The sequence below is a fragment of the Microbacterium sp. 18062 genome (genome assembly GCF_902706225.1).
GTDB lineage: Bacteria > Actinomycetota > Actinomycetes > Actinomycetales > Microbacteriaceae > Microbacterium.
Genome location: NZ_CACSKB010000002.1, coordinates 1 through 14,216, shown reverse-complemented (window position 1 = coordinate 14,216; position 14,216 = coordinate 1). Strand labels below are relative to the sequence as shown.

Sequence of the window (14,216 nt, the reverse complement as noted above, 5' to 3'; positions counted from 1 at the left end):
GGATCCACTCATCCTACGCTCGGTGGACCCGACCGGATTCCCGCTCAGGCGGGCACCCCGGCGCGCGCCCGCGCTTCGAGGACGCGCGCATCGCTCGCGACGATCCTCGGCTCGCCCTGGCGGAACAGCGCGTACAGAGGAGCTGCGACGAAGACGGTCGAGTACGCGGCCACGATCGTGCCGACGAAGATCGACAGCGAGATGTCGGTCAGGGTCTGCGCGCCCAGCCAGAACGCGCCGATGAAGAGGATCGCACCGGTCGGCAGGATCGCCACCACGGTCGTGTTGATCGACCGGATCAGCGTCTGGTTGACCGCCAGGTTCACCGACTCGCCGAACGTCCGGGCCGATATCTCGCCGTCCTCCGCCGTGTTCTCACGGATCTTGTCGAAGACGACGGTCGTGTCGTACAGCGAGTACGACAGGATCGTCAGGAAGCCGATCACGGCCGCCGGAGAGATGGGGAACCCGCAGAGCGCATACACGCCCACGGTGACGATCAGCACATCGACGACGCCGACGACGGCCGCCGCGGACATCTTCCACGTTCGGAAGTACAGCGCGAGGATGAGGAAGGTCAGTGCCAGGAAGATGGCCAGGCCCCACAACGACTGCCGCGTCACGTCGGCACCCCAGCTGGGCCCGATGAACGACGACGTCACCTCCGCGGCGTCCACCTCGTAGACGTCCGCGAGGGCGGCCGAGACCGCCAAGGTCTCCTCGTTCGTCATCTGGTCGGTCTGCACGCGCACCGCGTCGGCGCCGATCGTGGTCACCTTCGTGGTCGCCGCGGGCACGACCGTCTGCACGGCCTCGGTCGCGAGGCTCTGGTCCGGTGACGACAGTCCCGTCACCGTGAACTGCGAGCCGCCGGTGAACTCGATCGAGAACTCGATCGGACGGAACAACGGCACAAGCGCCGATCCGATCACCAGGGCCGCCGCCAGGATGAACCACAGTCGCCGGCGCGCGATGAACGGGAGCGAGGTCTTCCCGGTGTAGAGGTCGTTGCCGAGCTGGCCCATGGAGCGCATCAGTCGCGTCCTGCCTTCGCGTCGACCGAGGCGCTGCCGCGCTCGGAGGTGGATGCGGATGCCCCGTCGGCCTCGGCGGCGCGCTTGCGCTCCGCGATCGTCTGCCGGCGTTCCGCCTCACCGCGCGAGCGTGTGGCGCGGCCGGCGGCCACGACCGGGGCCCGGAACTGCGCGCGGCCACGGTACACCGCGCCGAGGGCCTTCGGGTCCATCCCGGACAGGGGGTGACCGGAGCCGAAGAACCTGGTGCGGGCGAGGATCTGCATCACGGGGTGGGTGAACAGGATGAAGATGACGATGTCGATCACCGTCGTGAGGCCCAGCGTGAACGCGAACCCCTTCACCGTGGCATCGGCCAGGATGTAGAGCACGACGGCTGCCAGGATGTTGATCGACTTCGAGATGTAGATCGTGCGTTTCGCCCGGCTCCAACCGTCCTCGACCGCCGAGGTGATGGACTTGCCGTCGCGCAGCTCGTCCCGGATGCGTTCGAAGTAGACGATGAACGAGTCCGCGGTGAAGCCGATCGAGACGATCACCCCCGCGACACCGGCGAGTGACAGACGGAAGCCCATACGCCACGCCAGGATGCAGAGCGTGATGTAGGTGAGCACACCCATCACCACGAGCGACGCGATGATCACGGTGCCGAGCGCTCGGTAGACCACCAGCGAGTAGACCGCCACGAGCGCGAGGCCGATCAGGCCCGCCACGAGGCCGATCATGAGCTGCTGGGAGCCGAGCGTCGCCGAGATGGTGTCGGAGCTCTGCACCGAGAAGCTGAGCGGCAGGGCGCCGTACTTCAGCTGGTCGGCGAGGGTCTGCGCGGTCTCCTGCGTGAACGAGCCGGTGATCTGCGGCTTGCCGTCCGTGATGATCGCGTTCATCGACGGCGCGGACAGCACCGCCCCGTCGAGCACGAACGCGAACTGGTTAAGCGGGGCGGTCAGCGGATAGATCCGCGAGCTGATGGCGGCGAACGCCTCGGTGCCCTCGCCGTTGAAGACGATGTTCACGGCCCAGGCGCCCGAGGTCTGCACGACGCCGGCGCTCGCGTCGGAGATCGAGTCGCCGTCGAGCTCGACCGGACCCAGGATGTACTTCGCCGTCCCGCTCGCGTCGCACGTGATCAGCGGCTGGTCGGTCGGCGCGTTCGCCGGATCGTTGGCCGGATCGGCGCAGTTGTAGGCTTGGAAGGCGGCCTGCAGCTGCGGCGTGATCCAGGCCGTGTCACTGCCGCTGGTGGGGCTCGCCGTCGGGGACGCGGCCAGGCTCGGGTCGGGAGTCGGGTAAGGGGTCGCCGCGCCGTCCTCGCCGAGGTAGGTGCCGCTCACCTCGCCCGAGACGAACAGCACGGATCGAAGCTGCAGCTGGGCGGACGCCTGGATGCGCTGACGGGTCTCCTCGTCGGCCTCACCGGGAATCTGGACGACGATGTTCCGTCCGCCCTCGGTCGTGACATCGGCCTCGCCGACGCCGGAGGCGTCGATGCGGTCGCGCATGATGGCCGCCGCCTGGTCCATCTGCTCGCCGCTCGGCGCGCTGCCGTCGGCGGTCTCCGCCTGGAGGATGATCTGCGTGCCGCCCTGGAGGTCGAGTGCAAGCTCCGGAGCCCAGGAGCTGCGCTCGAAGACGTAGACGCCCAGCGCGTTCACGCCGAAGAGGACGGCGGCGATGGCCAGGAGCCCGATGAGGGATCGCCAGGCATGCCGGACAGGGGTGGGTGTCGCCACGGACGGTCAGCTTTCTCGAGGAGAAGGGGCGGCGGATCAGGCCTCGGGCTTGTGCTTCGTCTCCGCGTCGGTCTCGTCCGTGTGAGCCGAGTACTTGTGGTCGTCGCTGATCGAGGTGATGTCGCCATCGGCGACGCCGGCGATGTACTCCGCCTCGCTGGCCTCCGCCTCGATGAACTCGTCCTCCGTGACGACGCCCTCCGCCGGGTCGACCACGCGCAGGATCGCCTGGCTGTGCACCTTGATCTCCACGCCGGGCGCGATCGAGACGATGGCCGGCTGGTCGAGGTTCTCACCGTCGTAGGCGACGATCGTTCCGTAGAGCCCGCCCTGAAGCAGCACCTCGGCGCCGGGGACCGTCTGACGCGCCTTCTCCTCCTGCTCGGCCTTGGCCTTCTGCGTCCGACGGCGCGAGCTCCAGAACATGAAGACGAGGAGGACCACCAGGAGGATGATCAGGCCGTAGTTGGCGAAGAAGTCCGCGAAATCCATGGGCGATGAGAGCCTTTCAGGCGCAGCGGGCGCGAGATGCGGCGCTGATGGGGTGACGTACGGCGAAAGCCTCTAGCGATTATAGGTCATCGAGGCGCAACGCTCCGGACGGATGCGGCACATCGAGGTGGGCGTAGGCCTCCGGAGTCGCCACCCGCCCCCGCGGAGTGCGGCCCATGAATCCGATCCGCACGAGATACGGCTCGACGACCGACTCGATCATGTCCGGTTCCTCGCCGACCGCCACGGCGAGGGTGCCGAGACCGACGGGACCGCCGCGGAATCTCCGGATCAACGCGTCGAGCACGACGCGGTCCAGGCGGTCGAGGCCGATGCTGTCCACGTCATAGAGATCGAGCGCCGCGTCCACGGTGCGCAGGTCCGCCGCGGTGTGGTCCGCGTGCACGATCAGATAGTCGCGCACGCGGCGCAGCAGACGGTTCGCGATGCGGGGCGTCCCCCGCGAGCGCCGGGCGATCTCGGCACGCGCGGTGCCCGGGATGCCGACCCCGAGCATGTCGGCCGATCGCTCGAGCACGCGCTCGAGCTCCTCGGGCTCGTAGTACTCCAGGTGCGCCGTGAAGCCGAAGCGGTCACGGAGCGGATTCGGCAGGAGCCCCGACCGGGTCGTCGCACCGACCAGCGTGAAGGGAGCGAGATCGAGCGGGATGCTGGTCGCGCCCGCGCCCTTGCCGACCATGATGTCGATGCGGAAGTCCTCCATGGCGAGATAGAGCATCTCCTCGGCGGACCGCGTCATCCGGTGGATCTCGTCGATGAACAGCACCTCCCCCGGCGTGAGCGAGGACAGCAGCGCGGCGAGGTCGCCCGCATGCTGGATGGCGGGACCGCTGGAGAGCCGGAGGGCGCGCCCGCTCTCGTGCGCGACGATCATCGCGAGCGTCGTCTTGCCGAGCCCCGGGGGTCCGGACAGCAGGATGTGATCGGGCGGACGTTGTTGGATGCGCGCCGCCGCGAGCAGGAGCTGAAGCTGCGCACGCACCCTCTGCTGGCCGACGAACTCGGCCAGCGAGGTCGGCCGCAGCGCGCCCTCGATCGCCAGCTCTCCGTCCTCCGCCGGCGTTCCGGCGTCGCGCAGCTCATCCACGCGCGAGCTCCCCGCGCGCGGGCCCGAGCTCGGCCAGCGCGCGCCGGAGCAGCACGGCGACGGTGCGCTCGTCCGGTCCGGCGCCGGCGATGACCTCCTCGGCCGTCTCGGCGGCCACGCGCTCCGACCAGCCGAGGCCGACGAGCGCCTGCGCGACCTGCGCCGCGAGATCGGGGGCGACCCCGGCGCCCGGAGCGGCGGACGTCGTGGGAGGCGCGAGCTTTCCAGCGAGCTGCACGACGATGAGCTTCGCCGTCTTCGGGCCGATGCCCGACACCTTGCGGAAGGGAGCATCCGCCTCGTCGGCGACCGCCTGTGCGATCTGGTCGATCGACATCTCGGCCAGGACGCCGAGCGCGGACTTCGGCCCGACGCCGGACACGGCGATGAGGCTGCCGAACACCGCGAGCTCCTCGCGTGTGCGGAACCCCACGAGCGAGAGGGCGTCCTCGCGCACGATGAGGTGCGTGTGCAGCACGAAGTCGTCGCCGAGATGGGCGCTGCGCGCCACATCCGGCGTCACCGACAGGGAATAGCCGACCCCGGCGACCTCGAGCACGAGCGCGTCGGGACCGGTGTGGATGACGGTCCCCCGAAGCGATGCGATCATTCCTCCACCTTAGCTGCGCTCGGAGATATGTTCGATCGACACGCTCAGCGCCGCGACGATCTCTCCGCGCTCCGCCAGGCCCGTTGCGCCGGCGTCAGCGCGGCCGCGCCGTCGCCGCCCGCGGCAGGTGCACCGCCCCGCCACGCGTGGCAGAGCGCGAGCGCCAGCGCGTCCGCCGCATCCGCCGGCTGGGGCAGCGCATCCAGGCGCAGGATGCGCGCGACCATCGTCTGCACCTGCAGCTTCTCGGCCGAGCCGTAGCCGGTGATCGCGGCCTTGACCTCGCTGGGGGTGTGCGTGGCCGCGGGCAGCCCGTGCTCGGCGGCGATCAGCAGGGCGATCCCGCTGGCCTGTGCCGTTCCCATCACCGTGCTGCGGTTCTGCTGCGCGAACACACGCTCGACGGCGACGACCATGGGCCGGTGCAGCCGCACGGCCTCGCGCAGGCCCGTCGCGATCGTGTGCAGCCGCTCGGCGATCGGCGCGTCCGGGGACGAACGCACGACACCGACGTGCACGAGACGCGCACTGCGGTCCGGCGCGACGTCGACCACACCGATCCCGCACCTGGTCAGGCCGGGGTCCACGCCCATCACGCGCAGCGAGCCGCTCATCTTCCCCACGCTAAGCGCGCCGTGCCGCCGGGCGGGCGCGGCGCGCGGAGCGGATCACTCGTCGGCTTCGAGCTCCGCCTGCACCTCGGGGGTGAGATCGAAGTTCGAGAAGACGTTCTGCACGTCGTCGCTGTCCTCCAGCGCGTCGATCAGCCGGAAGACCTTCCGCGCGGTGTCCGCATCCACCTCGACCTTGAGACTCGGCACGAACTCCACGTCGGCGGACTCGTAGTCGAGCCCCGCCTCCTGCAGTGCGGAGCGCACCGGCACGAGGTCGGAGGCCTCCGTCACGACCTCGAAGCCCTGGGCGTGCGGCTCGACCTCCTCGGCACCGGCCTCGAGGGCGGCGAGCATGACCTCGTCCTCGTCGGCCCCCTCGCCGGAGACGACGATGACGCCCTTGCGCGAGAAGTTGTACGCGACCGAGCCGGGATCCGCGAGCGTGCCCCCGTTGCGCGAGAGCGCCGTGCGCACCTCGGCGGCCGCACGGTTCTTGTTGTCGGTGAGGCACTCGATCAGCAGCGCCACGCCGTTCGGTCCGTAGCCTTCGTAGACGATCGTGAGGTACTCGATCGACTCGCCGCCGATGCCGGCGCCGCGCTTGATGGCGCGGTCGATGTTGTCGTTCGGGACCGACGTCTTCTTCGCCTTCTGCACGGCGTCGTACAGCGTCGGGTTGCCCGCGAGATCCGCACCGCCCATCTTCGCGGCGACCTCGATGTTCTTGATGAGCTTGGCGAACGACTTGGCACGGCGTGCGTCGATGACGGCCTTCTTGTGCTTGGTCGTCGCCCACTTGGAATGCCCGGACATGAATCTCCCGTGTTCAGCGGCTGGAAAGTCCGTGGACGATTCTAGTTCAGCCGCGCCCGCACGATATCGAGGAACCGCTCGTGGAAGCGCTTCTCCCCCGTCACCTCCGGATGGAAGGAGGTACCGAGCAGGTTGCCCTGCGCGACGGCGACGACCCGGCCGTCCGGCAGCGTCGCGAGCGTCTCGGCGTCGGGTCCGACGCGTTCGACCAGCGGGGCGCGGATGAACACAGCGTGCACCGGAGGGTCTCCGAGCGTCGGCACCTCCAGGTGCGTCTCGAACGATTCCGCCTGGCTGCCGAACGCGTTCCGGCGCACCACGACGTCCAGTCCGCCGAACGTCTGCTGTCCGGCGATCCCGTCGACGATCTCGTCCGCGAGCAGGATCAGCCCCGCGCACGTGCCGTAGACCGGCAGGCCCGTGGCGATCGCCGACCGCAGCGGTCGCTGCATCCCGAACGCGCGCGCGAGCTTGTCGATGACGCTCGACTCGCCGCCCGGCAGCACGAGTCCGTCGATCGCGGGGAGCTCCTCGGGCCGGCGCACCGGCACCGCGTCGGCGCCGAGCGCGCCGAGCACGTGCAGGTGCTCTCGCACGTCGCCCTGCAGCGCGAGGACTCCGACGCGGGGGCGGTCACCACCCACGTTCGGCGAGGCGGTGCGGTGCCGCCAGATCCGACACGCTGATGCCGACCATCGCCTCGCCGAGCCCGCGCGAGACGTCGGCGACCACCGCGGGGTCGTCGAAGAACGTCGTGGCCTTCACGATCGCGGCGGCACGCTGTGCGGGGTTGCCCGACTTGAAGATGCCGGAGCCCACGAACACGCCGTCGGCTCCGAGCTGCATCATGAGCGCCGCATCCGCGGGCGTCGCCACACCGCCGGCGGTGAACAGCACGACCGGGAGCTCTCCCGTCGACGCGATCTCGGCCACGAGCTCATACGGCGCCTGCAGCTCCTTCGCGGCGACGTACAGCTCGTCCTTCGTCTTCGACCGCAGCACGTTGATCTCGCTCGTGATCGTGCGGATGTGCTTGGTCGCCTCGGAGACGTCGCCCGTGCCCGCCTCGCCCTTGGACCGGATCATCGCCGCGCCCTCGGTGATCCGGCGGAGCGCCTCGCCGAGGTTCGTCGCGCCGCAGACGAACGGAACCGTGAAGCCCCACTTGTCGATGTGGTTCACGTAGTCCGCGGGCGAGAGCACCTCGGACTCGTCGATGTAGTCGACCCCGAGCTGCTGCAGCACCTGGGCTTCGACGAAGTGCCCGATGCGGGCCTTGGCCATCACCGGGACGGACACGGCGGCGATGATCTCGTCGATGAGATCCGGATCGCTCATCCGGGCGACACCGCCCTGCGATCGGATGTCGGCGGGCACGCGCTCGAGCGCCATCACCGCGACGGCTCCGGCGTCCTCCGCGATGCGCGCCTGCTCGGCGGTGACGACGTCCATGATGACGCCGCCCTTGAGCATCTCCGCCAGCCCGCGCTTCACGCGGGATGAGCCGATGGTCTCGTTCGTCACGGGTGGATCCTCTCCGGAGACTGCGACGGGTCCCGCAGCGCACCTATTGACCTAGGCCAAAACATAGCATGTACCAGCGCGTAGACTCCTCCCGGTGACCCCTCGTCCCGTTCCGGCCCGTATCGTCGGGGAATCCGCCGCAGAGATCGCGGACAGCGTGCGCGCACTCGTCGAGCGCGGCGTGCTCCGCGCCGGCGACGCCCTCCCCCCGGTGCGCGCGCTGGCCGAGGTCCTGAGCGTCAACCGCAACACCGTCGTCGCCGCCTATCGACAGCTGGCCGGCGCGGGCGTGGTCGTCACCCGCGGGCGGGGCGGAACGCTCGTCGCGGACCGCACGCCGGTCGCGCAGGAGGGCTACGCGGCCGGCACGGTGCTGCGCGACGTCGGTACCGGAAACCCCGATCCGGCGCTCATCCCCGAGGCGACCGCGGCCCTTCCCGGGGTCGTCGGCCGTCCCGTGCTCTACGGCGAGCCGGTCATCGACGCCGGTCTCGAGCAGTGGGCGACCGCGTGGATGGGCGCGGGGCTCGCGCCGGCCGGACGGATGCGGCTGACGATCACGAGCGGAGCGGTCGACGCGGTCGAGCGGCTCCTCGCGCAGGCGCTCACCCGTGACGACGCCGTCGCCCTCGAGGACCCGTGCTTCCTCGCCAGCATCCACACCGTCCGGCTCGGCGGATACCGCGCCGTACCCGTCCCGGTCGACGCCGAGGGCATGACGGTGGCGGGCCTCGGCGCCGCGCTCGATGCCGGGGTGCGCGCGGTCGTGTGCACGCCGCGGGCGCAGAACCCGACCGGCGCGAGCCTCTCTCCGCACCGGGCCGCCGCGCTGCGCGAGGTGCTCGCCGACCATCCCTACGTCCTCGTGATCGAGGACGATCACTTCTCGCTGCTCTCCTCGCAGCCCTACCATTCGATCATCGGCGTGGAGCACCAGCGCTGGGCGCTCGTCCGCTCGGTGTCGAAGTTCCTCGGACCCGACATGTGCCTGGCGGTCGCCGCATCTGACCCCGACACCGCCGAGCGGCTCTCGATGCGGCTGAGCCCGGGGACGACCTGGGTGAGCCATCTGCTGCAGCGGCTGACCCACGCCCTCGCGACCGATCCGGCGGCGATGCGCACGATCGAGCGGGCCCGGGCGCACTACGCCGAGCGCAACGCCGTGTTCGCCCGCCGGCTCACCGAGCACGGCGTGGAGACGAGCGTCGGCGACGGGCTCAACCTCTGGGTTCCGCTCCCCGTCCCCGCCCGCGCGGTGTCGGAGCAGCTCATGCGGCGCGGCTGGCTCGCCCGCACCGGCGACGAATTCGTCCTCGCGGACGACGCCGCCGGCCGGAGGCTGCGGCTGACGGTGCACGAGCTGTCGGATGCGGATGCCGACCGCCTGGCCGCCGACATCGCGGCAGCCGTCGACACGGTCATGACGCAGAGGATGGGATGATCGTCCGGTGAAGATCCTCTCGATCCAGTCCGCCGTCGCCTACGGACACGTGGGCAACTCGGCGGCCGTGTTCCCCCTGCAGCGCATCGGCGTCGAGGTGCTCCCCGTCTACACGGTCACCTACTCCAACCACACCGGCTACGGGGCCTGGCGGGGTCCGCTCATCTCGCCGGACGACGTGGCCGCGGTGATCACCGGCATCGAGGAACGGGGCGTCTTCGGGCAGATCGACGTCGTGCTGTCGGGATATCAGGGCAGCGAGGGCATCGCCGACGTCATCATCGATGCCGTGGCACGTGTGAAGGCCGCGAACCCCGGGGCCGTCTACGCCTGCGACCCGGTGATGGGCAATGCGAAGTCCGGCTGCTTCGTCGCCCCCGCCATCCCGGATCTCCTCCGCGAGCGGGTGGTGCCGGTCGCCGACCTCATCACCCCCAACCAGTTCGAGCTCGGGTACCTCACCGGCACGAGCCCCGACACGATCGAATCGACCCTCGCCTCGGCCGGCCTCGTGCGCGCGACGGGCCCGGCCACGGTGCTCGTGACCAGCGTCGAGCGTCCGGACCGGGAGGAGGGGACGATCGAGATGCTGGTCGTCGACGATCGCGGCGCCTGGGTCGTGCAGACGCCGCTCCTCCCGATGAAGGCGAACGGGTCCGGCGACGTCACGGCGGCACTGTTCACGGCCCACTACCGCGCCACCGGCGACGCGGCCGAGGCGCTGGCTCGCACCTCGTCGAGCGTCTACGACCTGCTCGAGCGCACGCACCGGTCGGGCGAGCGCGAGCTGCAGCTCGTCGAGTCCCAGGAGTCCTACGCGCACCCGCGGATGCAGTTCGCGGTGCGCCAGGTGCGCTGACCGCATCCGCTGCACAGGAGAGATCCTCGGACAGGACGATCCCGCGCAGATCCTCCTGTTTCGAGGACTTCTCCTGCTCGGCCGGTGCAGCACCGCCGCCGGCCGGGGAGCGCTCAGGCGGGCCAGGCGCCCGCGACGGCCTCGCGCACTTCGCCGAGCAGCTGCGGGAGGGCCTTCGTCTTCGCGATGATCGGGAAGAAGTTCGCATCGGTCGCCCAGCGCGGCACGATGTGCTGGTGGAGATGAGCCGCGACGCCGGCGCCGGCGACCGCCCCCTGGTTCATCCCGATATTGAAGCCGTCGCAGCGAGACACCGATCGCAGCACCCGCATCGCGGTCTGCGTGAGCGCGCCGATCTCGGCGACCTCGTGGACGGTCGCGTCGTCGTAGCTCGCGATATGCCGATAGGGGCATACCAGGAGGTGTCCCGAGTTGTACGGGAAGAGGTTCAGCAGCACATACGCGTGCGTGCCGCGGTGGACGATCAGCCCGTCCTCGTCGCGCTTGCCCGGAGCGGCGCAGAACGGGCAGTCGTCGGCCAGGGGCTCCGGTCCCGCCTGGATGTAGGCCATCCGGTGAGGGGTCCACAGCCGCTGGAACTCGTCCGGCACGCCGGCGAACTCGGATGCGGCGGTGAGCCCCGCATCCTCCGCCCCGGGTTCCTGGCTCACGCCAGATCCTCGGCGGTGTCGACCAGGGTCTTCTGCGCGATCGCGACCAGAATGCGCGAGACGGCCTCCTCCACCGGGATGCCGTTGGTCTGCGTGCCGTCGCGGAAGCGGAACGAGACGGTGCCGGCCGACCGGTCCTGCTCCCCCGCGATCAGCTGGAGCGGCACCTTCTGGGTCGTGTGCGTGCGGATCTTCTTCTGCATCCGGTCGTCGGAGTGGTCGACCTCAGCACGGACGCCGTGGCCGCGCAGCCGCTCGACGATCCCGTCGAGGTAGTCGCCGTACTCGGCGGCCACCGGGATCGCGACGACCTGCACCGGCGCCAGCCATACCGGGAACGCTCCCGCGTAGTGCTCGAGCAGGATGGCGAAGAACCGCTCGATCGAGCCGAAGAGCGCGCGGTGGATCATGATCGGGCGGTGCTTCCCACCATCCGGTCCGGTGTACTCGAGCTCGAACCGCTCCGGGAGGTTCGGGTCGACCTGCACGGTCGACAGCTGCCAGACGCGACCGATCGCGTCCTTCGTCTTGAGGTCGATCTTCGGGCCGTAGAAGGCCGCCTCACCGGGCACCTCGGTGAGCTTCAGTCCGCTGGCCAGGGCGACGCTGCGGAGCGCGTTCGTGGAGTACTCCCAGAACTCGTCCGAGCCGATCCACTTCGACTTCTCGTCGTCGCGCATCGACAGCTCGAGCTCGAAGTCGTCGAGCCCGAAGTCGCGCAGCATCGAGATGACGAACTCCAGCACCCGGGTCGCCTCGGTCTCGAGCTGCTCGGGCGTCACGAACAGGTGCGAGTCGTCCTGGGTGAACCCGCGAACCCGGGTGAGGCCGTGGAGCGCCCCGGAGAGCTCGTTGCGGTAGACCGTGCCGTTCTCGGCCAGACGCATCGGCAGGTCGCGATAGCTGCGCGCCCGCTCCTTGTAGATGAGGATGTGCATCGGGCAGTTCATCGGCTTCAGGTAGTAGTCCTGACCGGCCTTGGTGACGACACCGTCCGCATCCCGCTCCTCGTCCATGCGGATCGGCGGGAACATGCCCTCGCGGTAGGTCACGAGGTGGTTCGAGGTGAGAAACAGGTCCTCCTTGGAGATGTGCGGCGTGTAGACGTAGGTGTAGCCGCCTTCGACGTGCCGCCGGCGCGCGTGCTGCTCCATCTCCCCGCGGACGACGCCGCCCTTGGGATGCCACACGCTCAGACCCGAGCCGATCTCGTCGGGGAACGAGAACAGGTCGAGCTCCTTGCCGAGCTTGCGGTGGTCGCGCTTCGCGGCCTCCTCGAGCCGGTGCTGGTGCGCACGCAGGTCGTCTTTCGTCGGCCACGCGGTGCCGTAGATGCGCTGGAGCTGCGGGTTCTTCTCGCTCCCGCGCCAGTAGGCGCCCGCGATGCGCTGCAGGTCCCAACCGTTGCCGACCATGCGGGTGCTCGGCAGGTGCGGGCCGCGGCAGAGGTCGCGCCAGGCGACCTCGCCGTCGCGGGTGACGTTGTCGTAGATGGTCAGCTCGCCCGCGCCCACCTCGACCGAGGCGCCGTCCGCCGCCTCCTTCGTGCCGCCCTTCAGGTCGATCAGCTCCAGCTTGAACGGCTCGTCGGCGAGCTCGGCGCGTGCCTCGTCGTCGCTGACCACCCGACGCACGAAGCGCTGGCTCTCGCGGACGATGCGCTCCATCTCCTTCTTGATCGCCTTCAGATCCTCGGGCGTGAACGGCGCGTCGGTGCCGAAGTCGTAGTAGAAGCCATCGGTGATCGGGGGCCCGATGCCGAGGTTCGTCTGCGGCCGGATCCGCTGTACCGCCTGGGCCAGCACGTGCGCCGCGGAGTGGCGCAGGATGTCGAGACCGTCGGCCGAGCCGATCGTCACCGGCTCGACCGCGTCACCGGCGGTGACCGTCGTCGCGAGGTCCTTGAGCTCGCCGTTCACCCGGAGGGCGACGACCGAACGGTCGGGGAAGAGGGCGAAGCCGTCGGCGGGGAACTCGACGGCGGCCGGGGTCAGATCAGTCACGGATAACTCTCCTGGAGAATGCTCCCGTCCAGGCTACCGGTCGCCCGGCGCCGCGACGGCCCGGAGGCGGCGGTCGAGAGCCGTTCCCGGGGCCATGATGGACCCTGTGAAGCTGGCACTCATCGGCGGCGCGCTGCTCGTCGCGGGTGGCGTCGCGATCGCTGGCGGCCTCCTGCCCGTCGAGGGCGCGGCAGCGATAGCCGGGCGGGTGTGGCCGGTTCTGGTCTTCGTCGTCTCCGTCACGATCGTCGCGGAGCTCGCGGCCCGCGCGGGCGTGTTCGATGTCGTGGCGGCCCGGCTCGCGCTTCTGGCGCGCGGACGGACGGCGCTGCTCTGGGCGATGGTGGTCGCGCTCGCGGTCGTGTGCACCGCGTTCCTCTCGCTCGACACGACGGCGGTGCTGCTCACCCCGGTCGTGGTCGCGGTGGCCCGCGCCAACGGCCTGTCGCCTCTGCCCTTCGCCTTCACGACCGTGTGGCTCGCGAACACGGCGTCGCTCGCACTCCCCGTCTCGAATCTCACGAATCTGCTCGCGGTCCATCGCCTGCCCTCGTCCGACGCCCTGTCCTTCGTCGCGCTGCTGGCGGGTCCGGCCGGAGTGGCCGTCGTCGTGACGGTGCTGATCCTCTGGCTGCGATACCGGCGGCGCCTACGCGGCAGGTACCCGCCCGGTCCGCTCCCTCGTGTCGCCGATCCGCTTCTGTTCGGCATGTCCGCCGTCGTGGTCGGCGTCATGATGCCGTTGCTCGTATCGGGGCTGGAACCGTGGATCCCCGCCACCGCTGCGGCGCTCGTCCTGCTCTCGGTGTTCGCGTGGCGCTCGCCGACGGTCATCCGGTTCTCGCTCGTGCCGTGGCAGCTCGTGCTCTTCGCCTCCGGCCTGTTCCTCGCGGCGGGCGTCGCCGCATCCGCCGGCGTGCTCGATCTCGTCGGCAGGGGGCTCGGCGTCGGAACCGACCTGCTCTCCCTCTGGGGCGTCGCCGGCGCCGGCGCGGTCGGGGCGAACGTCGGCGGGAACCTCCCCGCCTATCTCGCCCTCGAGCCCGCCGCCGCCGACGCGCCGTCCCGGCTGGCCGCCCTGCTGGTGGGCGTCAACGCCGGACCTCTGATCACCCCCTGGGCCTCGCTCGCGACGCTGCTCTGGCATGAGCGGCTGCGGGCCGAGGGCGTCGAGGTGCCGTGGCGCCGCTTCGTCCTCTGGGGTGCGTTGGCCGCGCCGCTCATCGTGGGCCTCGCCGTCGTCCCGCTCGCGTTCTGACAGCGATCACCGATGGAGAAACCCCGCGCCTCCCCCTTCGCGGGGCCGCCGGGGCG

At 70.3% G+C, this 14,216-nt stretch carries 14 protein-coding genes; 3 read left to right on the top strand and 11 right to left on the bottom strand.

Annotated elements, in window-relative coordinates:
- Nucleotides 1-44: 44 nt before the first annotated feature.
- The 9 genes from secF to pdxS form a co-directional block, all read right to left on the bottom strand.
- Entirely contained in the window at nucleotides 45-1,034 is a 990-nt protein-coding gene (secF, locus tag GVL03_RS01185; protein WP_159498665.1) for a protein translocase subunit SecF, read from the bottom strand.
- Nucleotides 1,034-2,767 (bottom strand): protein translocase subunit SecD, encoded by a 1,734-nt coding sequence (gene secD / locus GVL03_RS01180; RefSeq protein WP_159498663.1) that lies wholly within the window; start codon nucleotides 2,765-2,767, stop codon nucleotides 1,034-1,036. Before secD ends, secF begins: the two co-directional genes overlap by 1 nt.
- A 36-nt stretch (nucleotides 2,768-2,803) precedes the next feature.
- A complete protein-coding gene (gene yajC, locus GVL03_RS01175) occupies nucleotides 2,804-3,259 on the bottom strand; it encodes a preprotein translocase subunit YajC (protein ID WP_159498661.1) in 456 nt (151 codons plus the stop codon).
- A 79-nt stretch (nucleotides 3,260-3,338) separates the two neighbouring features.
- Complete coding sequence (gene ruvB / locus GVL03_RS01170) at nucleotides 3,339-4,367, bottom strand: Holliday junction branch migration DNA helicase RuvB (RefSeq protein ID WP_159498659.1); 1,029 nt, start codon at nucleotides 4,365-4,367, stop codon at nucleotides 3,339-3,341.
- Nucleotides 4,360-4,977: a Holliday junction branch migration protein RuvA gene (gene ruvA, locus GVL03_RS01165; RefSeq protein WP_159498657.1), complete on the bottom strand. Its 618-nt coding sequence runs from the start codon at nucleotides 4,975-4,977 to the stop codon at nucleotides 4,360-4,362. The genes ruvB and ruvA overlap by 8 nt, the downstream gene beginning before the upstream one ends.
- A gap of 44 nt (nucleotides 4,978-5,021) precedes the next feature.
- Nucleotides 5,022-5,591 carry a crossover junction endodeoxyribonuclease RuvC gene (gene ruvC, locus GVL03_RS01160; protein WP_159498655.1) on the bottom strand — a complete coding sequence of 190 codons (570 nt, stop codon included), beginning with the start codon at nucleotides 5,589-5,591 and terminating at the stop codon, nucleotides 5,022-5,024.
- Nucleotides 5,592-5,645: 54 nt separating this feature from the next.
- Complete coding sequence (locus GVL03_RS01155) at nucleotides 5,646-6,404, bottom strand: YebC/PmpR family DNA-binding transcriptional regulator (RefSeq protein ID WP_159498653.1); 759 nt, start codon at nucleotides 6,402-6,404, stop codon at nucleotides 5,646-5,648.
- Nucleotides 6,405-6,445: 41 nt separating this feature from the next.
- Nucleotides 6,446-7,048: a pyridoxal 5'-phosphate synthase glutaminase subunit PdxT gene (gene pdxT, locus GVL03_RS01150; protein ID WP_159498651.1), complete on the bottom strand. Its 603-nt coding sequence runs from the start codon at nucleotides 7,046-7,048 to the stop codon at nucleotides 6,446-6,448.
- Complete coding sequence (pdxS, locus tag GVL03_RS01145; protein ID WP_159498649.1) at nucleotides 7,038-7,928, bottom strand: pyridoxal 5'-phosphate synthase lyase subunit PdxS; 891 nt, start codon at nucleotides 7,926-7,928, stop codon at nucleotides 7,038-7,040. Before pdxS ends, pdxT begins: the two co-directional genes overlap by 11 nt.
- Before the next feature lie 94 nt (nucleotides 7,929-8,022).
- Between pdxS and GVL03_RS01140 the strand changes: the two genes are divergently transcribed.
- A complete protein-coding gene (locus GVL03_RS01140) occupies nucleotides 8,023-9,369 on the top strand; it encodes an aminotransferase class I/II-fold pyridoxal phosphate-dependent enzyme (protein WP_159498647.1) in 1,347 nt (448 codons plus the stop codon).
- A 7-nt stretch (nucleotides 9,370-9,376) separates the two neighbouring features.
- On the top strand, nucleotides 9,377-10,228 hold the full coding sequence (pdxY, locus tag GVL03_RS01135) for a pyridoxal kinase PdxY (protein ID WP_159498645.1): 852 nt from the start codon (nucleotides 9,377-9,379) through the stop codon (nucleotides 10,226-10,228).
- A 113-nt stretch (nucleotides 10,229-10,341) separates the two neighbouring features.
- Here the strand turns inward: pdxY and GVL03_RS01130 are convergent, their stop codons facing one another.
- Both GVL03_RS01130 and thrS read right to left on the bottom strand, forming a co-directional pair.
- Nucleotides 10,342-10,899: an HIT domain-containing protein gene (locus tag GVL03_RS01130; protein WP_235037970.1), complete on the bottom strand. Its 558-nt coding sequence runs from the start codon at nucleotides 10,897-10,899 to the stop codon at nucleotides 10,342-10,344.
- Nucleotides 10,896-12,902, bottom strand: a complete 2,007-nt coding sequence (thrS, locus tag GVL03_RS01125; protein WP_159498643.1) for a threonine--tRNA ligase — start codon at nucleotides 12,900-12,902, stop codon at nucleotides 10,896-10,898. Before thrS ends, GVL03_RS01130 begins: the two co-directional genes overlap by 4 nt.
- Before the next feature lie 97 nt (nucleotides 12,903-12,999).
- Here thrS and GVL03_RS01120 point away from each other — a divergent pair, with 97 nt between their 5' ends.
- A complete protein-coding gene (locus GVL03_RS01120; protein ID WP_159498902.1) occupies nucleotides 13,000-14,160 on the top strand; it encodes an SLC13 family permease in 1,161 nt (386 codons plus the stop codon).
- Nucleotides 14,161-14,216 lie beyond the last annotated feature (56 nt).